This window comes from Crossiella sp. CA198 (assembly GCF_052078295.1).
Taxonomy (GTDB): Bacteria; Actinomycetota; Actinomycetes; order Mycobacteriales; family Pseudonocardiaceae; genus Crossiella.
The window spans coordinates 410,798-429,584 of the sequence record NZ_JBQJIM010000001.1 but is presented as its reverse complement, the minus strand read 5'-3'; the positions used below and the strand labels follow the sequence as shown (position 1 = coordinate 429,584).

Here is an 18,787-nt window from a genome sequence, read left to right as displayed (position 1 = left end):
TGCGGAAGCATCATCTTCCACACCGCCCCGGCCCGGACACTGTGGGGAGCCATGGACATCGACATGAACGCCTGGATGGCGCTGGAAAGCGCGATGCAGGACAAGTCGGGACGCACGGTCACCCGTGCCACCCTGCGCCGCATCGCCCGCTTCGCCAAGCCGCAGTACCGCGCGGTGGCCATCCTGCTGGTGCTCAGCGCGCTGGCCGCGGTGCTCGCGGTGGCCACCCCGGTGCTGGCGGGCTGGGTGGTCGAGGCGATCGTCAACAAGCAGCCGGTGGACACCGTGCTGTGGCTGGCCGGGCTCATCGCGGCGATCGCGGTGGTCGAGGCGGGACTGAGCCTGGCCGAACGCTGGCAGTCCTCCCGGGTCGGCGAGGACCTGATCCTGCGGCTGCGCGAGTCGGTGTTCGCGCACGTGCAGCGGATGCCGATCGCCTTCTTCACCCGCACCCGCACCGGCGCGCTGGTCAGCAGGCTCAACAACGACGTGATCGCCGCCCAGCGCGCCTTCTCCTCCACGCTGTCCGGGGTGGTCACCAACATCATCGCGCTGGTGCTGGCCGTGGTGGTCATGCTCAGCCTGTCCTGGCAGGTCACCGTGCTCGCGCTGATCCTGCTGCCGATCTTCGTGCTGCCCGCCCGCCGGGTCGGGCGGCGGCTGGCCGGGATGGAACGCGAGTCGGCCAACCTCAACTCGGCGATGACCACCACGATGACCGAGCGGTTCTCCGCGCCCGGCGCCACGCTGATCAAGCTGTTCGGCAGGCCCAGCCAGGAGAACGCCGAGTTCTCCGCGCGGGCCCAGCGGGTGCGTGACATCGGCGTGCGCACCGCGGTCAAGCAGTGGGTGTTCATGGTTGCCCTCGGCCTGGTCTCCGCGCTGGCCCTGGCCCTGGTCTACGGCCTGGGCGGCTACTTCGCGCTCACCGGCCAGCTCGAAGCCGGCACCGTGGTCACCCTGGCGCTGCTGATCACCCGGCTGTACTCGCCGCTGACCGCGCTGGCCGGGGCCCGGCTGGACGTGATGACCGCGCTGGTCAGCTTCGACCGGGTGTTCGAGGTGCTCGACCTCAAGCCGCTGATCGAGGAGAAGCCGGATGCCCGCGCGGTGCCCGCGGGTCCGGTCGCGGTGGAGTTCGACAACGTGCGCTTCAGCTACCCGGCCGCGGACAAGGTCTCGCTGGCCTCGCTGGAGGAAGTGGCCACTTTGGACAGTCGCGGCGGCGAAGAAGTGCTGCGCGGGGTGTCCTTCCGGGCCGAACCGGGTCAGCTGGTCGCCCTGGTCGGCTCCTCCGGCGCGGGCAAGTCCACCCTGGCCTCGCTGACGCCGCGGTTGTACGACGCGGACTCCGGCAGCATCCGGCTGGCCGGCGTGGACGTGCGCGACCTGTCCTTCGACGCGATCAGGGACACCGTCGGCATGGTCACCCAGGACGGCCACCTCTTCCACGAGAGCATCGGCGCGAACCTGCGCCTGGCCCAGCCCGGCGCGAGTGATGAGGACCTGTGGGACGCGCTGCGCCGGGCCCGGCTGGAGGACCTGGTCGCCTCGCTGCCCGACGGCCTGGACACGGTGGTGGGGGAGCGCGGCTACCGCCTCTCCGGCGGTGAGCGGCAACGACTGACCATCGCCCGCCTGCTGCTGGCCCAGCCCAGGGTGGTCATCCTGGACGAGGCCACCGCGCACCTGGACTCCAGCTCGGAGGCCGCGGTGCAGGAGGCGCTGGTCGAGGCCCTGGCCGGCCGGACCTCGCTGGTCATCGCGCACCGGTTGTCCACCATCCGCGCCGCGAACCTGATCCTGGTGGTGGAGCACGGCGAGGTGGTGGAACGCGGCACGCACGAGGTGCTGCTGGCCAAGGGCGGCCGGTACGCCGAGCTGTACAACACGCAGTTCGCGGACAGCAAGGAATCGGTGGTCGCTGGATAACCTGTACGCCTCGCGGCGCCCGCATCCCTGCGCGGCGCCGCGAGCGGACGCGGGGACAAAGGAGTTCAGGTGTCGGTGCAACGGGATGTCGGCAGCGTGGCCGGGACGGTGGTCGAGCGGGCCCCCGCCCCCGACCCCACAGCGGCCGCCTTCTTCGACGTGGACAACACCATGATCATGGGAGCGTCCATCTTCCATCTGGCCCGCGGCCTGGTGGAACGCAAGTACTTCCGCACCGCCGACCTGGTCGGCTTCGCCTGGCAACAGGTCAAATTCCGCGTCCTGGGCCGCGAAGACCACCAGGGCATCGAATCCAGCCGGGAACAACTGCTCTCCTTCGTCGCGGGCCGCCGCACCGACGAGCTGGCCGCCCTCTGCGAGGAGATCTTCGAGGCCCGCATCGCCTCCCGGGTCTGGCCCGGCACCCGCTCCCTGGCCGAACTGCACCTGGCCGCGGGCCAACGAGTCTGGCTGGTCACCGCGGCCCCGGTGGAACTGGCCGAGATCATCGCCCGCCGCCTGGGCCTCACCGGCGCCCTGGGCACCGTCGGCGAACGCGAGAACGGCGTCTACACCGGCAAACTCACCGGCGGCCTCATGCACGGCCAGGCCAAAGCCGACGCCATCCAAGCCCTGGCCGCCCGCGAAGGCCTCATCCTGGCCAACTGCACGGCCTACTCCGACTCCCGCAACGACCTGCCGATGCTGTCCACGGTGGGGACGGCCATCGCGGTCAACCCCGACTCCGGCCTGCGCGACATAGCCCGCACCCGAGGCTGGGAGATCCGCGACTTCCGAACCGGCCGCAAAGCAATGAAAATCGGCCTCCCCTCCCTGCTCGGCGCCACCGCCCTGGCCGGCGCGGTACTCACCGCCCTCGCCAACCGCCGCCGCCCCCACTGACCCAACCGCCGCGGCCCCCGGATTCCCTGTGCGGCCGCCCTCGCCGCGCCATTGATCCCAATCGCGGCCGCCCCCGGATTCCCTGTGCGGCCGCCCCTACCGCTCCACTGACCCAATCGCCGCCGCCCCCGGACTCCCAGCGCGGCCGCCCTTGCCGCCGCCCTTGATCCCAGCCGCCGCGACCCGCCGTCCCAGCCGCGCCACCGGGTTTGACCCCGCCCCAGCCGGGCACCCGATACCTGCGCTGACGTCCCAGCGCCCGCCCCACGCGGCGGAAACCGGATGCATTCGCGGGAGGACCGCCATGCTGAGCCAGGGTGATCGCCGCCGCCTGGAGGAACTGGCCGATCATTTACAGGCCAACGACCCCGAGTTCGCCGAGGGCCTGCGCACCGGCCACCCGACCCCGCCCCGCGACGACCGCCGCTGGCCCGTGGTGGCCGCGGGCCTGCTCGCCGCCACCACCTTCCTGATCGCCCTGGCAACCCTGTCCCTGCTACTCACCTTCGCCGGCCTGTTCGGCCTGGGCTGGGCGGTCATCGCCTACCGCGAACGAGTCCGCCGCGCCCACCACTGGACCACCCGCCCCCAGTGGCGCCGCCTGAGCTAGCGACTCTCCGCCCCGGCAGACTTCCCGGCCCGGCCCGGCCCGGCCCGGCCCGGCCCCTGCACCGGCCAGGCCAGCCTCCCGACGAGGCCAGCCTCCTGGCCAGACCAGCCTCCCGGCCCCAGACCTACTCCGCCAACCGAGCCTTGCCCCGCGCCGCCGCCGGCACCGCCCGCTGCAACCGCTCGGCCATCGCCACCAGGTTCGCCGCCAGCTCCGGCGCGTCCACCACCTCGAACTCGATCTCCATCGACCCCAGCATCCACGCCAGCGACCGCACATCGGACGCGCCCACGTGCAGCAGGCAGCTCTCCGGCCCCTCCGGCTCCACCCGCCCGATCCCGGCGAAGTTCTGCGCCTCCGGCGCGTCCGCCGGCACCGGCAGCCGGACCTTCGACTGGTACTGCCACAGCCGGGCCACCCGCTCGGCCACGAACGCGCCCGCGTCATCCGTCGGCAGCTCCCGCGGACTGAACCGGGGACCGGTCGGCGTCCTGGGCCGCAGCCGGTCCACCCGGAAGGTCCGCCAGTCCGACCTGGCCACGTCCCAGGCCACCAGGTACCAACGGCGGCCCCAGCTCACCAGGCGGTGCGGTTCGGCCTCGCGCAGGCTCTCGGTGCCGTCGTGGTCGCGATAGTCGAACCGCAGCCGCTGGTGATCGCGGCAGGCCGCGGCGATCGCGGTCAGGGTGTCCGCGGCGACCGTGGGCATGGACGAACGGCTCGGCACGGTCGAGATCTGCAACGCCGCCACCCGGTGCCGCAGTCGTGAGGGCAGCACCTGCTCCAGTTTCACCAGCGCCCGCAACGACGCCTCGCCGATGCCCTCGACACTGCCGTTGGTCGCGGTGCGCAGCCCGATCGCCACCGCCACCGCCTCCTCGTCGTCGAGCAGCAACGGCGGCAGGTCCGCACCCGCGCCCAGCCGGTAACCACCGGTGACGCCCTTGGTCGACTCGACCGGGTAGTCCAGGTCCCGCAGCTTGTCGATGTCCCGCCGCACCGTGCGGCCGGTGACACCCAGCCGGTCGGCCAGTTCGGCGCCGGACCACTCGCGGCGCAGCTGTAGCAGGGTCAGCAGCCGGAGCAGTCGCGCCGAGGTCTCCTTCACCGCCTCATTCTGCCGCGAACCGGTAGGTCTTGATTTCAAACTCACTCGATGACATGGTGAGTTTGATTTTCCAGCTGACCTCGGGAGCGTGTCATGGCAGGACTTCCGGCCCGCCTCGCGGACCACCCCTCGGTGCGCGCGGTCCGTGCCAGGCAGGCCGCGGCCGGCCCCCGTGCGCCCCGGGTGATCGACGCGGACTGGCTGCGCGAGCTGTGCCTGGCGGCGGGTGCCGACGACATGGGCGTGGTGCCGCTGGACCACCCGGACCTGGCCGGTGAACGCGAGCCCGTGCTGCACGCGCTGCCCGGCACCCGCAGCCTGATCTCGCTGGTGGCGCGGATGAACCGGGACAACGTCCGCTCGCCGGCGCGCAGTGTCGCCAACCAGGAGTTCCACCGCACCGGCGAGATCATCAACGAGGCCGCGCGCAGCATCGTCCGCGCGCTGGAGGACGCGGGCCACCGCGCGCTGAACCCCTCCGCCACCTTCCCGATGGAGATGGAGAACTACCCCGGCCGGATCTGGGTGATCGCGCACAAACCGGTCGCGGTGGCCGCGGGCCTTGGCGCGATGGGCATTCACCGCAACGTCATCCACCCCAGGTTCGGCAACTTCGTGCTGCTGGCCACCGTGTTGGTCGACGCCGAGGTCAGCGCCTACGGCGCGAAGCTGGACTACAACCCCTGCCTGGAGTGCAAGCTCTGCGTCGCGGCTTGCCCGATCGGGGCAATCGGCAAGAACGGGGAGTTCGACTTCCGCGCCTGCGCCACCCACAACTACCGCGAGTTCATGGGCGGCTTCACCGACTGGGTGGAGACGATCGCGGAGAGTGCGGACGCGGCGGAGTACCGCGAGCGGGTCACCACCGCCGAGAGCGCCTCGATGTGGCAGAGCCTGGCCTTCAAGCCCAACTACAAGGCGGCCTACTGCCTGGCGGTTTGCCCAGCAGGGGAGGATGTACTCGAGCCCTACCTCCGCGACCGGAAGGACTTCATGGACACCGTGCTGAAGCCCTTGCGGGACAAGGTGGAGACGCTCTACGTCACCCCCGGCTCGCCGGCCGGGGACTATGCCCGACGTCGGTTCCCGCACAAGCCGGTGAAGGAAGTCAGCAACGGACTGCCCGTCACCCGGCCGCGGCAGGAGAAGAAGGACGGTTGATGACCGAGGTTGTGATCACCGGGCTCGGCGCGTTGAGCCCCCTGGGCGGCACCACGGCCGACACCTGGTCCGCGCTGCTGGCCGGCCGGTCCGGGGTCGAGACGCTCACCGAGGACTGGGCGCGGGAACTGCCCGCCCGGCTCGCCGCCCGGATGGCGGTCGACCCGGCCGGCCGGCTCGACCGCGTGCAGGCCCGCCGACTGGACCGGTCCGCCCAGGCAGCGCTGGTCGCCGCCCGCGAGGCATGGGCCGACGCCGGCCTGGAGAAGGGCGCGGTCGACCCGAACCGCGTCGCGGTCGTGCTGGGCACCGGCATCGGCGGCGTCGGCACCCTGCTGGACAACTACGACGCCCTCCTCGGCCGCGGCTACCGCCGGGTGTCCCCGCGCATGGTCCAGATGATCATGCCCAACAGCGCGGCCGCCACGGTCAGCATCGACCTGGACGCCCGCGCCGGCGCCATCTGCCCAGCCAGCGCCTGCGCCACCGGAGCCGAGGCCCTCGCCCACGCGCTGGACCTGATCCGGCTCGGCCGCGCCGACATCGTGATCACCGGCGGCACCGAGGCCTGCGTCCGCTCGGTGACCATGGCCGGCTTCGCCCAGGCCCAGGCCATGTCCACCCGCAACGACGAACCACACCGCGCCTCCCGACCGTATGACAAGGGCCGCGACGGCTTCGTCCTCGGCGAAGGCGCCGCCGTCCTGATCATCGAACGCGCCGACCTGGCCGCCGCTCGCGGCCGCACGCCCTACGCGACCTTCGCCGGCGCCAGCATCACCTCCGACGCCTACGACATGGTCGGCCTGCACCCCCAGGGCGATGGCCAGATCAGGGCCATGACCACGGCGCTGAAGGAAGCGAGCCTGTCCGCCGCCGACATCCAGCACGTCAACGCCCACTCCACCGGAACCCCGGGCGGCGACATGCTGGAGGCCAAGGCCATTTACGACGTCTTCGGCCACCAGCCACTGGTCTCGGCGACCAAGTCCATGACCGGCCACCTCCTGGGCGCCGCCGGCGCGCTGGAAGCGGTCTTCACGGTCCTGGCCATCCATCACGACGTGGCCCCACCGACCCGCAACCTGGAGAACCCGGAGGACGACCTCCAGATCCAGGTCACCAGGGACACCCCGGTCAACCTGCCCATCAACGCCGCCCTGTCGAACTCCTTCGGCTTCGGCGGCCACAACACCGCGCTGGTCTTCAAGAAGGCCTGACCGGCCACCTGGCCAGGGTCAGGGCAGGAGTCGGGGTGCGGACCTTCGTCAGGGTGTGCCAGCCAGTCCAGTCCGGACTGGCTGGCCACGTCTGAGGCGAACCAGGCCGGGCGCGAGCCTCGGCCGGGCGGGCCGGAGCGTCGCCAGGATTGGCGCGGATGCCGGACATGCGGGGGATCGGACCCCGCCTGCCGGAGTGGTTCGAGTCCGGACGTGATGGGCGGACTGGGTGAGTCGCCCGGACCAGGAGGGCGGTCAGTCGGCCACCCGGCCCTGTGGCGTCCATTCCGGACTGGCGAACCTCGCGCGTAGTTCGCCGACAGCCGGTTCGACACCGCAGGCCCGGCAGGCCGGGACCGTCTCCAGGTCCTTGCCGCAGCTGTGCTCGAACATCACGGGCGGTGTGTCCACCAGATGCCGATCACCCCACTGCCGCAACAGGTGCAGGACTCCGCGTAGCTCCAGTCCCGCCTCCGTGGCGTGATACTCGAACCGCGGCGGCCGCTCGCTGTACTGAACGCGTTCCAGCACACCCGCATCGACCAGCTTCCGCAGCCGGGCGGCGAGAATATCGCGCGGTGCCCCGATGTTCCGGACCATGCCATCGAACCGGCACACCCCGTAGAACACCTCACGCAGCACCAGCAACGAGTACTTCTCCCCGACCACGGCCAGCGTGGCGGCGATGGAACACGGGCGCGGCTGGCTCATGCCACCCACGGTAGACGAGACCGTTTGAACACCCAATGCTCTCGTGTCGAAGGGACCTCCTGTGCTCGTGTTTCCTTTGTGGACGGTGCAGGGCAGTGCCTCAGACCGGCCTGAGACACCCGGCGACCCGCACGTGCCGGCCGGAGCACGCGGTGGTCGGTCCGCCTGCCCGGCGACCGGCGCCGAGGGTCGCGGCGCGGCAGCGGGCGAAGCGGGGCTCGCGGTTCAGGTCATCGCGGCTCCGGGGAGGTGTGATAAACGCGGTTGGTGGGCGAGGTCCAGGTGAAGCGGCCACCTGGATGCTGGTGCAGCCGCCAGGGCCAGGCGGCGGTCTGCTTGAGCCGGTGGTGGTGACGGCACAGCGGACCGAGATTGTCCGGGCTGGTGGGACCTCCGTTCTCGTGCGGGATGGTGTGGTCCAGATCCGAACCGTGGGCCTTGCGACGACAACCGGGGAAGGTGCAGCGCGGGTTGCGCGCCTTGACCAGCTCGGTCATCCACGTCGGCGGCTTGTAGCGCCGGGGCGTCGTAGCCGACCACCGAGCCGTCCGGGCCGGTGAGCAGCCGTTTGATGTTGGCGTCCATGGCCAGTTCGCGGGCCATCTCGGCGGTGATGGGACCGTGATCGGCCAGTTCGGCGGGTTCGTCGTCATCACCCAGCAGGGCGGTGATCGGCACGGTCACCCGGATCTCGGTGCTGACCGAACCGCCGTTCGCCTTGCCGGACAACAGGTCCAGTGCCACGTCGGTGCGGGTCTGGTCGAGCGTCCGATCCTCGTCCTTGACCGTGCGGGCGAGTTTGTCGACGTAGCAGAAGGCGGCCTGGGTGCGTGGGGCCGGCGCCTTCACGGAGAGCACGGCCATACCGTCGTCCTCCGCCCACAGCGACAACTGCCGGGATTCCGCTGCTTTCTCCTCTCTCTTACGGGCGGCGCCCGGGTCGGCGCGGATGACCGCGCGGCGCAGCATCGAACGGATGCCGCCGACGCCGCGGGTCTCCGCGTCGGGCAGCACCCGTTGTTCGACCGCGGCCGCCTGGGTGTCGGTGAGCGGGGTGACGGCCTCGGCGATCGCCTTGGCCTTCGGGTAGTCGATCCGGCCTTCCCGCAACGCTTCCAGGGTTCTGGGCAGGCGGCGGAGGTCGAGGGCGGTGGCCAGTCGGACCGCCGCCGCACGTGGGCTCCAGCCCAGTGCCGCGGCGATCTCGTCCCCGGCGAACTCGTGGATTCCGTATTTGTCATGGGTTCGGTGCTCGACGAACCTGGCCAGGGTCTGCATCTCCACCGACTCGACGTATGCCTTGATCCGTTGGCAGTTCCGCAACCGATCGAGCAGCGCGTTGTCGTCCAGAGTGGACATATCAGCGGAGAGGGCGCCCATCGTGGCGTCAACAGACCGGGGCTGAGGTGTGTCGAGCACAGCGAGCTGCTCGAACATGGCATCAGCCTAAGAGTGGGGAGGGAGGGGAATGACGGGTCCGGCAGTGTCGGCCCGCGACTCGATTGTCAGGGAATTGTGTTGGTGGATAACGAGAAAAGGCTGCCAGGCGGCGGATTCCCGTGGTGTGTTCGAAGACGCGCTCGGTGCGTCAGCGGTGGGAGCGGGCAGGATGCGCGCGGAGCGGAGCACGGGGCCGGGCGGCGCCGTGCGGGGGTTGATCCGGCGCTGACGAGGGGATCGAGGACGGGGGTGGGTGCCATGTATGGCATATAACCGTGCGATCATCTGGCTCGTCAAATTGATCAGGCGGGAATGGTGTCACCCAGTCGGGCGTTCTTGATACGGACGCGTGGAAAGACAAGTTGGAGGCTGTGGTGCTGGATCCGGAGAACCTGTACGAGGTGGACTCCGATGTCCCGGACCTGACCGGAGCGGTACTGCTGCACCACTTCGACGGGTTCATGGACGCGGGTGCGGCCGGCCGGGTGCTGGTCGAGCACCTGCTGGAGACCTACGAGCACCGCGTGATCGCGCGGTTCGACGTGGACGGCCTGCTCGATTACCGGTCGCGGCGGCCGCTGATGACCTACTCCACCGACCGGTGGGCCGATTTTGCGGCACCCGAGCTGGTGGTGTATCTGTTGCATGACGCCATCGGCACCCCCTTCATCTTGCTCACAGGGTCTGAGCCGGATCTGCGGTGGGAAGCCTTCACCCAGGCAGTTCGTGGCCTGATCGAACGGTGGGGCGTCCGGTTGACGGTCGGTTTCCACGGAATTCCCATGGGCGTTCCGCACACGCGACCGCTGGGTGTGGTGGCCCACGCGACGCGCCGGGAACTGATCTCCGACCACCAGTCGTTCTTCAACCGGGTGCAGGTGCCCGGCAACGTGAGCGCGTTGCTGGAACTGCGCCTGGGCGAGAGCGGTCACGACGCCGTCGGGTTCGCCGCGCAGGTGCCGCACTACCTCGCGCAGTCGACCTATCCGGCGGTCGCCATGACCCTGCTCGACCACGTCGTGCGGGCGACCGGGCTGGTGCTTCCCGCGGACTCGTTGCGGGAGACCGCCCGCCGGGCCGACGCCGAGGTGCAGCGGCAGGTCGTGGAGTCGGAGGAGATCTCGCAGGTGGTGGGCGCGCTGGAGCGGCAGTACGACGCGTTCGCCGAGGCCGCGGGCAAGGAGAGCCTGCTGCTGGAGACGGCCGAGGAGATGCCGAGTGCCGAGGAGCTGGGCGCGGAGGTCGAGCGGTTCCTGGCCGAGCAGCAGGGTTTCGGCGACCCGCGCGAGAGCTGAGGCAGGAGAACGCCCGGACGATCCAGCCGACTGGATCAGGCGTTGCCGGGTTGAGGTGTGGACTGGCTGAACGTGGCCAGGGTTGACGTGCTGCCCCTTGGGCCGGGTGATGGTGTGATCATCCGGTTGACGGTCAGTGCTGAACGCCGTGCGCGGTGCCTCGGGTGGCCCAATAGCGACGGGATGACCGGTTCGAAAGGGGAGCGGCCCCACCGTGGACCGGGTCGTCCTGGTGGAGCCGCTGGGTGCTGCTGGTCAGTCTGGGCTGCTGGTCAGCCGGTGGTGTAGGAGGCGATGGCCGGGTTGCGCCAGTCGCTGGAGACGATGGTCGCGCCCTTGGCGGCCAGGTCGCGGACCCGGGCCTGGGCGTCGGGGACCGGTGGGTTCACGCCGTCGATCGCCGGGGCGACCCGGTGGGCGTCGGTCATGACGACCAGGTACTTGCCGCCGAGGTAGCTGCCAGGGTAGCCGGCGTAGGCGCTGGCATCGCCGTCGAAGGCGACCAGCCAGGACGCTCGGTCGCCGCCGCGGTCGCCGGTGCGCGGGTCGGACTGGCTGGCGCCGTTGATCGCGGGAAAGGCCATGGTGGACGGCAGCGCGCCCGCGCTGTTGGCGTTGATCAGGCGGTCGGCGTACTCCACATCGGTGTGGTAGCGGTCGAAGGGGTTGGCTGCCTCGAACGTGCCGCGCTCGACGAGGATCAGGAACTTGCCGGTCAGGGCGGCGCGGGTGGGCCACGCGCCGGCCTGGGCGGCGGCGTCCAGGGTGGGGTGGCTGCCCTTGAGCTGGGCGGGGCCGAAGACGTTGGCGGCGCCCAGGTGGTCGGCGATGACGCGGTCCAGTTGCTGGGCGCCGAAGCCGCCACGGCCGTCGAAGCCGTTCTTCAGCTCGAGCTTGAGCACGACCAGCGGGTGGTTCGGCTTGTTCTCGTGCCACAGGCGGATGTTGCGCAGGCAGGTGGCCAGATTCTGGTTGCGGGCGCCGGTGCGCAGCTCCGGATAGGTGTTCGCGGCGGCGCAGTTGTTGCTGCTGCCGGGGTCGTGGCTGACCTTGAAGTCCCTGGTGCCGAAGAAGTTCGTCCAGATGTCGATCTCGAGCATGCCCGCGCCGGTGTCCAGGGCGTCGGCCAGGTAAGGGAAGGTCGCCTGGATGTAGGCGTTGTGCAGGCCGACCGAAGTGGCGCCGGTGGCGGTCGCCGCCTGGGGGGAGGTGGCGGCGGCGGTGCCACCGGAGGCAGGGCTTGCGGCGGCGGGTGCTGTCGCGGCGGACGTTGCGGCAGTGGGTGCTGCGGCGGCGGGTGTTGCGGCAGCCGGGGTCGCGGCGGCGGTGGCTCCGGTGGTGGCGCCTGCGGCGGCGGCCAGGACCAGCAGGCCCGCGCCGACTGCGGTGGCCGCGCGAGCGAGTGGGCGATGCATCGTTGCGCTCCTCAAACCGATACCCGGTGGTGGCGGATGAGGAGAAACTAGCCTGGGCAGGTGTGCGCGGGATGTCCGCTGGATGGCGCATTGATCCGTCTGAGCACGGATATTTCCCATTCGGGCGAGCGGAGGGGTTATTGCGCCAGCCCCATTAGTCGCCGACCGGCGCACGATTGGCGCGCGCCGGCCGGGAGTTCAGATATGTGATTGTCCGGTGAATTCAGTCCTGGACGTGGATCGCCATCGCCGGGCACAGCACAGCCGCCTCGCGGACCGCGTCACCCAGTTCGGCGGGCGGCTCCTCCTGGAGCAGCACCACCACGCCGTCCTCGTCCCGCTGGTCGAACACCTCGGCGGCGGCCAGCACACACTGACCGGCGCCTACGCAGGCTTCTTCGTCGATGTTGACGCGCATTTCCAACTCCTGTTGTGCGGTGGTGGGTCGCGGTCGGCGGCCGGTCAGGCCTGAGCGTCCCAGGTGACCGGCAGCGACCGCACGCCGTACACGAGTGCGTCGTGCTTGAACTCAATGTTCTCGAACGGGATCGCCAGGCGCAGCGTCGGGATCCTGGTGTACAGCCTGGCGAAGACCTCCTGCAGCTCCACCCGGGCGAGCTGCTGGCCGAGGCACTGGTGGGCGCCGTAGCCGAAGGTCAGGTGCGCGCTGGCGTTGCGGCCGAAGTCGATCTCGTCGGGGTCGCCGAAGACCGACTCCTGCCGGTTGCCCGAGGACAGGGCGGCGATGACGAACTCGCCCTCCTTGAACACCTGCTCGCCGATCGGCAGGTCCTCGACCACCCGGCGGAACACGCCGAACTGCACCACCGAGAGGTACCGCAGCATCTCCTCGACCGCGGCCGGCGCGATCGAGGCGTCCGTGCGCAGCTCGGCCAGGCGGTCCGGGTGCTGCAGCAGGGCGGCGGCGCTGAGCGCGATCATGTTCGCGGTGGTCTCGTGCCCGGCGATGAGCAGCGAGATGCCGAGGGTGACCAGCTCCTCGATGGTCAGCGGGGTGCCGCCGGCGGTGGCGCGCTGGATGAGCCTGCCGAGCAGGTCCTCGTCGGTCGGGCTGGCCATCTTGGCCATGACCAGCTGGGCCATGTAGCCCTGGACCTGGCCGCTGGCCGCCATCCGCTGTTCCTGGGTGATGTCGACCTTGAGCAGCACCCCGCTGGCCGCCTGGAACATCTCCCGGTCGGCGTAGGGCACGCCGAGCAGCTCGCAGATGACCAGCGACGGGATCGGCAGGCCGAAGTCGTGGTACAGGTCGGCCTCGGTGCCTTCGAGCATCCTGTCGATGTGCTGATCCACCAGGTCGGCGATGTAGGGACGCATCGCCTGGATGCGCTTGACGGTGAACTCCGGGGTCAGCAGCCTGCGCAGCCGGGAGTGCTCAGGGCCGTCGTGGTGCAGGATCGAGCCGGGGGCGGCCGGGGCGTCCAGATCGGCCTCGGTGTTGACGTGGTTGGACGGCGAGGCGGCGCGGGAGGACAGGCGCGGGTCGGCCAGCACGCTGCGCACGTCCTCGTACCGGGTGACCAGCCACGCGTCCACGCCGACCGGGCAGCTCACCTGGCTCACCGGCGCGGTGTCGCGCAGCTCCTGGTACTCCGCGGCGGGGTCGAACGGGCAGCCCGTGGGACGGGTGTCGGGGAAGGCGGCCTTGGCGGGTGCGTTCGCGGTCTCGGTCATGACCTCGGGTCCTTTCGGTGGTGGGGCGGCAGCTGGGGGAGGAGGGCGGCGGCGGTTGGTGGGGCGCTGAAGACGGGGGCGGCGGCTGGCGGTGGGGGCGTTCCGGGCGGGTTGTGCGTGGTCGCCGGGCTGGTCAGGCGGCGGACGTGACCGGGTTCCGGCAGGCTGTCGGGCAGAAACTGGCAGTTACTGCCATCCTGCCAACACTGCCACTATGCCACGAGTGTCGAATGCACGTCGAATACGGTCCGTGCTGTTAGCCTCCGGGCGAAGAGGGGCTGGTCAGGAGGTGTGCCGATGGGGCTGCGTGAGCTGAAGATGCAGCGCACCCGGTTACTGATCGCCAACAAGGCGCTGGAGCTGTTCGCGGCGCAGGGCTTCGAGGCGACCACCATCGAGCAGGTCGCGCTCGCCGCCGAGGTCGGCACCCGCACGCTCTACCGCTACTTCCCGACCAAGGAATCGCTGATCGCGGGCTTCGTGGAGGAGCACCTCAGCGACTCCCTGGAGGTCATGCGCGCCCAGCCGGCCGACCGGCCGCTGCCCGAGGCGCTGCACACGGTGCTGGACCGGCTGATGCGGGTGGTCGCCGAGGACGCCCAGCGGGTGCGCGCGGTCTACGCGCTGGCCAGGCACACCGACTCGCTGCAGGCCCGGCTGGCCGAGCAGACCTGGCGCTGGCGCAACGAGCTGGCCGCGGAGATCGCGACCAGGGTCGGCGGGCCCTCGGCCGGGCTGAAGGCCGCGTTGTCCGCGGCCGCGACCATGGGGCTGATCGAGGTCGTGCTGCGGGAATGGGTGGACGGCGACGGGGTCCGCCCGTTGCGGGAGATCACCCAGGACGCGCTGAAACTCCTGCACACCGGCGACATCCCACTACCGGAACACCGGGGCTGAACCGGTGCGGGCGAACTCCGGTCAACCTGGGGCGCCGCGCCGGGTGCGCAACCCGTGGGGGCACGGGGACCGGCTGCGGCAGGAGATCATGGCCGCCACCGAGCGGCTGCTGGGCGCGCTGGACACCGACGACGCGCTGACCATCCGCGGCGTGGCCAGGGCCGCCGGGATCGCCCCGGCCAGCATCTACCCGCACTTCGGCGACCTGACCGAGCTGGTCGGCGCGTTGATGCAGGACCAGTTGCGGCGGATGGCCGACGCGATGGCCGCCGGCCGCGACTCCGTGCCCGACCGCGATCCGCTCGGCAGGCTGTGCTCGATCCTGCGCGCCTACCTGGACTTCGCCATCAACAACCCCGCGCACCAGCGGATCCTGCTGGCCTTCCCCAAGGGCGTCGGCGTGTCCTGGGCCGACACCGGCACCATGCGGCCCAGCGCGGAGATAGGGGTCATCCTGGTCGAGGCGCTGGAAGCCTGTGTGGCGGCCGGGCACCGGTTGCGGGTCGCACCCGAGATCGCCAGCCAGATCATCATGGTCGGCGCGTTCGGCCGGGTGGTGCTGTCACAGGCCAGCCGGGGGCTCTACGGCGGGGTGAGCGTGCCGGAATTCCTGTGCGAGCTGGTCAAACTGGTCTTCGAGTCCGGGGTGGAACTGGCCGCCTCCGACACCGGCGGCTGACCTGCCGGACAGGGCGGCGAGACGCTTTTCCGGCTGCCCCAGGCCGCCCTTCTGGTCGCATATGTGAAAGTCTTGTCGGACCCCCGATCGTGTCCTAATGTGGCTTCACCCCGCCAACCTGTAAGCGCTTTCGAGTAACCGACGCCGGCCCCTGCAAACGTCGGCATTGTGTTTCTCGCTGCGCCTTTTCCTGGAGGTTGGAATGCCGAGAAAACACCGTGTCCTCACTGGGATCGCGTTGCTGGGTGGGCTTGTGCTCACCGCCCCTGCCGCGCAGGCCCAGGTCGAGGGCGGCGGCTGGACGTCGCGTTCCCCTGGCTTCAACGTGCAGCAGCGCGGCTGCGGCCAGGTCAACAACCTGACCTTCACCCTGACCTGTTCCACCGCCAGCGGCGACCAGCGCGCGGAACGGAGGTATGACACCTACGGCGGCGGCACCTACCAGTTCGAGGGGTCGTTCCGGATCCAGAGCATGGGCGGCACCCGGATCTCGCTGAAGCAGACCTTCCAGGACGGGCCCTCCGCCGGACCGTTCTTCATGCTGGCCGTCGAACGCGGCGGCCGGCTCTACGCGGTGCACGGCGGCGCGACCATCGCCACCGGCGCCACCGTCGGCGCGACCGTGCGGGTCAACACCGTGCACCAGGTCGGCAGCCAGCACCGCACCTACATCAACGGCTCGCAGAAACACAGCTACAGCAGCCCCAGCGGCAGCTTCTACGACAAGTTCGGCGCCTACCGCACCAGCAGCGGCCAGGGGCCCGCCACCGTGGTGTGGAGCGGAATCCGCTTCTGGCGCAAGTGATCCCGCGCCGCTGACCCTGCCCTGACCAACGCGGTCGTCCCGGTCTCGCGCGCCGGGACGACCGCGTGCCCCGCCCTGTCTCGAGGTCCCCCGTGCTCAAGTCCATCGCTGTGCTGACCGTCCTGACCTTGCTGTTGAGTGCCTGTGCCGCAACGGAATCCGCGCCCCCGGCCGGCGCGCTGTCCGGGATGCTGGACACCCCGGTGGACATCACGCTGCGCTGGGAGAACACCGGGCAGCCCCTGGCCGGGCGCGTGCTGGAGTACGCCAACGAACCCCACGGCGAGTACACGGTGCTGAAGTTCCTCGCCCCGGAGGAGACCAGCTACCGGCACCCCGACCTGATCCCGGAAACCCGCTTCTACTACCGGCTCCGGCCCTACTACGGCACGGCCTCGCCCGAGCAGTCGGTGACCCTGCCCGAACCCGGACCGGGGGACAAGCCGGAGGAGGACCCGCACGAGTGGGCGGTGCCGCGGACCCTGCCCGGCGCACCCGCGGGCACCCAGTCCTTACGCGCCAACGCTTCCGCCGCCACCCCCACCGAGGTGCGGGCGACCGTGATGACCAGCCAGGGCATCCGGTTCACCTGGCGGGACAACGCCACCGACGAGGAGCACTACGCCCTGGAGGTGAAGGCGGGCGCGGCGCCGACCTGGTCGACCGCGGCCCTGCTGGACCCCAACATCAACTCCTTCGGACTGGTGACCCTGCCGGAGGAGCGGACGGCGGCCTACCGGGTGCGCGCGTTCTACTACGGGCCTGCCTCGAACGTGGTGGAGCTGAAAACCGGGCGCGGCAAGCCTTAGTTCAATTCAAGGCAGCGTGACCTGGTACTGGATCGGGTCGGCGTGCGCACGGATCCGATCTCCCTGGTGGATGGCGACCTTCGGTGTGGTCAGGGCTCCGGTGACCACGGCGAGTCGCCAATCCGGCCGGGTTGCCTTGATGAACTCGTTGCGGGTCAACAGGAATCGTGGACTGTCCCCGCGCACGCCCTTGACCTCGACCCGTAGCACCTCGCCGTTGTCCAGGTGGCAGTCGAGGTCCCAGCCGCGCCGGTGCAGGCTGACATCCGCGACCCGCGCGCCCCGCTTCGCGTAGTACTCGGTGACCGCGGCCATAGCGGCCAGCTCGACCTTCCGATTCAGCTCCGCAGAACCGAACCCCGCGCCCGAGCTGGTCGGCGGCAAACCGGGTGGCAGGCTGAGTAGATCCTCCAGCGCGGCAAGTTGTTCCGGTGTCACCTCGAACGGGTTGGAGCCGAAGGGCTGTTCGAGGATGGTGAGCTTGTCCAGTCCGGGGAAAGCACGCACGGTGTCCAGCAGGATCGGCGTCTCCCAGATCGGCAGGTCGACCGGCACGAAAGCCTTGGCCTTGGCCAGCTCGGCCGCGTTCGCCCAGTACTGCTGATGGGTCCGTGGCGGGCCCGACTTGACGAGGCCGGTGATGTGGCCGGCACCCCACAGCCCAGCCTGGTCACCGCTGAGCCAGAGGAAGATCCGCTGGCCGGGCCGCATTCGGTTGGCCCGGGAGTCAGGCTTGGCGCCCCGCACAACCGACCACTCGCGCAGACTCGGATGAGTTTCGTCGGCGAGCAGCGCCGGGACGTTGAAGCGTTTGGGGTTGCCGGACAGCATCCAGCCCCCCATGTTCTTGTTCTCCCCCATGATCAGCAGTGTGCCAGAAGTGATCAGCCCGCGGCCAGGGCGCGGCGGCAGGCCTGGTCGGCGGCGCGGGTGGTCTCCGGCAGCCGGTAGCGCGGCGTCAGCGCGAGGGTGTGCGCGCAGGCCGTGTCCAGGTCGATCCGATGCCCCACCGAGACGTACACCGGTTTCACCGCGGGCCGCGTGCGCAGCACCCGCCCCACCACCTCGCCGTTGTCCACCAGATCGGAGCACGCACCACGCTCCGGACCCGGTTCCGTCGCCGTGCCGATCAGCCGCGTCTTGCCGACGCCGAACACCGGCAGCCCGGTCAGCACACCCAGGTGGCAGGCCAGGCCGAAGCGGTGCGGATGGGCCAGGCCGTGGCCGTCGACGACGAGCAGGTCCGGGGTGGCCGGGAGCCGGGACAGGGCGGTGAGCAGGGCGGGCAGCTCGCGGAAGGCGAACAGGCCGGGGATGTAGTCGAAGGCGGGCACGCCGGTGGCGGTGGACTCGGCGAGCACCTCGTGGGTGGCGAAGTCGAGCAGCACCACGGCGGCGGCCAGGGTGCGGTCGTCCTTGGCGTAGGCGACATCCAGGCCGGCGACGGTGGCCGGGCGCTGTGGGCCGGGGCCGGTGGTGTCGACCTGGGGGCGCAGGGCCTGCTGGATGGCGCGGGCTTCCGCCTCGGTCCTGGGCGGGGTCAGGGCTGCCACAGGGTCACTTCGGCGCCCTGGCCGTCGCCCTTGGGGCCGGTGATCCTCAGCAGGGCGAGTCTGCCGAGTTCGGACCGGGCGCAGTAGAGGTGGCCCTGGGCGACGGTCGCCGTATGCACCGACTCGGCGGCCAGTAATCCGCCGCAGTCCTCGGCGGTGGGCGGCTGCGACCCGGTCCAGCGGGCCAGGTTCTTCGAGCTGGCACGGAAGGTGATCAGCAGCGGCGGCCCGTAGTAGAAGTCCCAGTCGCCGGACCTGGGTTTACGGGTCGGCGGGGTGGTGTCCAGGTCGAGGCCGCTGCCGTCGATCACCAGCGCGCCCTGCCAGTCCACCTTCTTCGGACCGGCCGAGGTCGGCGGCGGAGCGCTGTCGCCAGGCTGACCCGCCGGCGCGGCGCCGGGGTTCGCCGAGGACGCCGGATCGTTCTTGAACAGGCCGAACAGATCCGTGGAAGCGGAGATGACCGCGGCGAGCACGCCGATCGCGGCCAGGGTGATCGCCAGGCGGCTGTTGTTGTCGGACATCGCCGGGATTTTCGCACGCGACCGTGACCC

At 70.6% G+C, this 18,787-nt stretch carries 19 protein-coding genes and 1 pseudogene; 10 read left to right on the top strand and 10 right to left on the bottom strand.

Annotated elements, in window-relative coordinates; translation table 11 throughout:
- The first annotated feature begins 51 nt into the window (after positions 1 to 51).
- From ACTOWY_RS02110 to ACTOWY_RS02100, 3 genes are all read left to right on the top strand, one after another.
- Positions 52 to 1,932, top strand: coding sequence for an ABC transporter ATP-binding protein (locus ACTOWY_RS02110; RefSeq protein ID WP_441307887.1), 1,881 nt, complete (start codon positions 52 to 54; stop codon positions 1,930 to 1,932).
- A 69-nt stretch (positions 1,933 to 2,001) separates the two neighbouring features.
- The gene (locus ACTOWY_RS02105; protein ID WP_441307886.1) at positions 2,002 to 2,835 is read left to right on the top strand and encodes an HAD family hydrolase; all 834 of its coding nucleotides are present in this window, start codon (positions 2,002 to 2,004) and stop codon (positions 2,833 to 2,835) included.
- A gap of 304 nt (positions 2,836 to 3,139) precedes the next feature.
- A complete protein-coding gene (locus ACTOWY_RS02100; RefSeq protein ID WP_441307885.1) occupies positions 3,140 to 3,445 on the top strand; it encodes a DUF3040 domain-containing protein in 306 nt (101 codons plus the stop codon).
- Positions 3,446 to 3,569: 124 nt separating this feature from the next.
- On the opposite strand, the gene ACTOWY_RS02095 is transcribed toward ACTOWY_RS02100, so the two are convergent.
- Positions 3,570 to 4,553 carry a helix-turn-helix transcriptional regulator gene (locus ACTOWY_RS02095; protein WP_441307884.1) on the bottom strand — a complete coding sequence of 328 codons (984 nt, stop codon included), beginning with the start codon at positions 4,551 to 4,553 and terminating at the stop codon, positions 3,570 to 3,572.
- Between the two features lie 93 nt (positions 4,554 to 4,646).
- On the opposite strand from ACTOWY_RS02095, the gene ACTOWY_RS02090 reads away from it, so the two are divergent.
- Complete coding sequence (locus ACTOWY_RS02090; protein WP_441307883.1) at positions 4,647 to 5,714, top strand: epoxyqueuosine reductase; 1,068 nt, start codon at positions 4,647 to 4,649, stop codon at positions 5,712 to 5,714.
- Complete coding sequence (locus ACTOWY_RS02085) at positions 5,714 to 6,934, top strand: beta-ketoacyl-[acyl-carrier-protein] synthase family protein (RefSeq protein WP_441307882.1); 1,221 nt, start codon at positions 5,714 to 5,716, stop codon at positions 6,932 to 6,934. Before ACTOWY_RS02090 ends, ACTOWY_RS02085 begins: the two co-directional genes overlap by 1 nt.
- A 255-nt stretch (positions 6,935 to 7,189) precedes the next feature.
- Here the strand turns inward: ACTOWY_RS02085 and ACTOWY_RS02080 are convergent, their stop codons facing one another.
- From ACTOWY_RS02080 to ACTOWY_RS02070, 3 genes and pseudogenes are all read right to left on the bottom strand, one after another.
- Positions 7,190 to 7,645: a winged helix-turn-helix transcriptional regulator gene (locus tag ACTOWY_RS02080; RefSeq protein WP_441307881.1), complete on the bottom strand. Its 456-nt coding sequence runs from the start codon at positions 7,643 to 7,645 to the stop codon at positions 7,190 to 7,192.
- 230 nt (positions 7,646 to 7,875) lie between these two features.
- A complete protein-coding gene (locus tag ACTOWY_RS02075; protein WP_441307965.1) occupies positions 7,876 to 8,142 on the bottom strand; it encodes an HNH endonuclease signature motif containing protein in 267 nt (88 codons plus the stop codon).
- Between the two features lie 49 nt (positions 8,143 to 8,191).
- Positions 8,192 to 9,004, bottom strand: a pseudogene (locus tag ACTOWY_RS02070) (DUF222 domain-containing protein); the annotation flags it as partial.
- A gap of 452 nt (positions 9,005 to 9,456) precedes the next feature.
- Between ACTOWY_RS02070 and ACTOWY_RS02065 the strand changes: the two are divergent.
- Entirely contained in the window at positions 9,457 to 10,380 is a 924-nt protein-coding gene (locus ACTOWY_RS02065) for a proteasome assembly chaperone family protein (RefSeq protein WP_441307964.1), read from the top strand.
- Positions 10,381 to 10,652: 272 nt separating this feature from the next.
- Here ACTOWY_RS02065 and ACTOWY_RS02060 read toward each other — a convergent pair whose 3' ends face one another.
- The 3 genes from ACTOWY_RS02060 to ACTOWY_RS02050 form a co-directional block, all read right to left on the bottom strand.
- Positions 10,653 to 11,795, bottom strand: coding sequence for a phosphatidylinositol-specific phospholipase C domain-containing protein (locus ACTOWY_RS02060; RefSeq protein ID WP_441307880.1), 1,143 nt, complete (start codon positions 11,793 to 11,795; stop codon positions 10,653 to 10,655).
- A gap of 223 nt (positions 11,796 to 12,018) precedes the next feature.
- Positions 12,019 to 12,213 carry a ferredoxin gene (locus ACTOWY_RS02055; RefSeq protein ID WP_247757736.1) on the bottom strand — a complete coding sequence of 65 codons (195 nt, stop codon included), beginning with the start codon at positions 12,211 to 12,213 and terminating at the stop codon, positions 12,019 to 12,021.
- 44 nt (positions 12,214 to 12,257) lie between these two features.
- Positions 12,258 to 13,490, bottom strand: coding sequence for a cytochrome P450 (locus ACTOWY_RS02050; RefSeq protein ID WP_441307879.1), 1,233 nt, complete (start codon positions 13,488 to 13,490; stop codon positions 12,258 to 12,260).
- A 297-nt stretch (positions 13,491 to 13,787) separates the two neighbouring features.
- Here ACTOWY_RS02050 and ACTOWY_RS02045 point away from each other — a divergent pair, with 297 nt between their 5' ends.
- From ACTOWY_RS02045 to ACTOWY_RS02030, 4 genes are all read left to right on the top strand, one after another.
- A complete protein-coding gene (locus tag ACTOWY_RS02045; RefSeq protein WP_441307878.1) occupies positions 13,788 to 14,387 on the top strand; it encodes a TetR/AcrR family transcriptional regulator in 600 nt (199 codons plus the stop codon).
- A gap of 4 nt (positions 14,388 to 14,391) precedes the next feature.
- The gene (locus ACTOWY_RS02040) at positions 14,392 to 15,066 is read left to right on the top strand and encodes a TetR/AcrR family transcriptional regulator (protein WP_441307877.1); all 675 of its coding nucleotides are present in this window, start codon (positions 14,392 to 14,394) and stop codon (positions 15,064 to 15,066) included.
- Positions 15,067 to 15,268: 202 nt separating this feature from the next.
- A complete protein-coding gene (locus tag ACTOWY_RS02035) occupies positions 15,269 to 15,871 on the top strand; it encodes a hypothetical protein (RefSeq protein ID WP_441307876.1) in 603 nt (200 codons plus the stop codon).
- Between the two features lie 92 nt (positions 15,872 to 15,963).
- Positions 15,964 to 16,680 carry a fibronectin type III domain-containing protein gene (locus ACTOWY_RS02030; RefSeq protein WP_441307875.1) on the top strand — a complete coding sequence of 239 codons (717 nt, stop codon included), beginning with the start codon at positions 15,964 to 15,966 and terminating at the stop codon, positions 16,678 to 16,680.
- A 6-nt stretch (positions 16,681 to 16,686) separates the two neighbouring features.
- Here the strand turns inward: ACTOWY_RS02030 and ACTOWY_RS02025 are convergent, their stop codons facing one another.
- From ACTOWY_RS02025 to ACTOWY_RS02015, 3 genes are read right to left on the bottom strand one after another with little or no spacing between them, the layout of a single operon-like run.
- A complete protein-coding gene (locus ACTOWY_RS02025; protein ID WP_441307874.1) occupies positions 16,687 to 17,541 on the bottom strand; it encodes a protein NO VEIN domain-containing protein in 855 nt (284 codons plus the stop codon).
- Between the two features lie 23 nt (positions 17,542 to 17,564).
- Positions 17,565 to 18,233 (bottom strand): endonuclease V, encoded by a 669-nt coding sequence (locus ACTOWY_RS02020; RefSeq protein ID WP_441307873.1) that lies wholly within the window; start codon positions 18,231 to 18,233, stop codon positions 17,565 to 17,567.
- Positions 18,221 to 18,757, bottom strand: coding sequence for a hypothetical protein (locus tag ACTOWY_RS02015; protein WP_441307872.1), 537 nt, complete (start codon positions 18,755 to 18,757; stop codon positions 18,221 to 18,223). The genes ACTOWY_RS02020 and ACTOWY_RS02015 overlap by 13 nt, the downstream gene beginning before the upstream one ends.
- Positions 18,758 to 18,787 lie beyond the last annotated feature (30 nt).

Coding starts and splice junctions, on each gene's coding strand:
- ACTOWY_RS02110 (WP_441307887.1), top strand. CDS start 52: ATGGACATCGACATGAACGCCTGGATGGCGCTGGAAAGCGCGATGCAG.
- ACTOWY_RS02075 (WP_441307965.1), bottom strand. CDS start 8,142: ATGACCGAGCTGGTCAAGGCGCGCAACCCGCGCTGCACCTTCCCCGGT.
- ACTOWY_RS02080 (WP_441307881.1), bottom strand. CDS start 7,645: ATGAGCCAGCCGCGCCCGTGTTCCATCGCCGCCACGCTGGCCGTGGTC.
- ACTOWY_RS02060 (WP_441307880.1), bottom strand. CDS start 11,795: ATGCATCGCCCACTCGCTCGCGCGGCCACCGCAGTCGGCGCGGGCCTG.
- ACTOWY_RS02035 (WP_441307876.1), top strand. CDS start 15,269: ATGCCGAGAAAACACCGTGTCCTCACTGGGATCGCGTTGCTGGGTGGG.
- ACTOWY_RS02025 (WP_441307874.1), bottom strand. CDS start 17,541: ATGGGGGAGAACAAGAACATGGGGGGCTGGATGCTGTCCGGCAACCCC.
- ACTOWY_RS02050 (WP_441307879.1), bottom strand. CDS start 13,490: ATGACCGAGACCGCGAACGCACCCGCCAAGGCCGCCTTCCCCGACACC.
- ACTOWY_RS02090 (WP_441307883.1), top strand. CDS start 4,647: ATGGCAGGACTTCCGGCCCGCCTCGCGGACCACCCCTCGGTGCGCGCG.
- ACTOWY_RS02055 (WP_247757736.1), bottom strand. CDS start 12,213: ATGCGCGTCAACATCGACGAAGAAGCCTGCGTAGGCGCCGGTCAGTGT.
- ACTOWY_RS02015 (WP_441307872.1), bottom strand. CDS start 18,757: ATGTCCGACAACAACAGCCGCCTGGCGATCACCCTGGCCGCGATCGGC.
- ACTOWY_RS02045 (WP_441307878.1), top strand. CDS start 13,788: ATGGGGCTGCGTGAGCTGAAGATGCAGCGCACCCGGTTACTGATCGCC.
- ACTOWY_RS02085 (WP_441307882.1), top strand. CDS start 5,714: ATGACCGAGGTTGTGATCACCGGGCTCGGCGCGTTGAGCCCCCTGGGC.
- ACTOWY_RS02100 (WP_441307885.1), top strand. CDS start 3,140: ATGCTGAGCCAGGGTGATCGCCGCCGCCTGGAGGAACTGGCCGATCAT.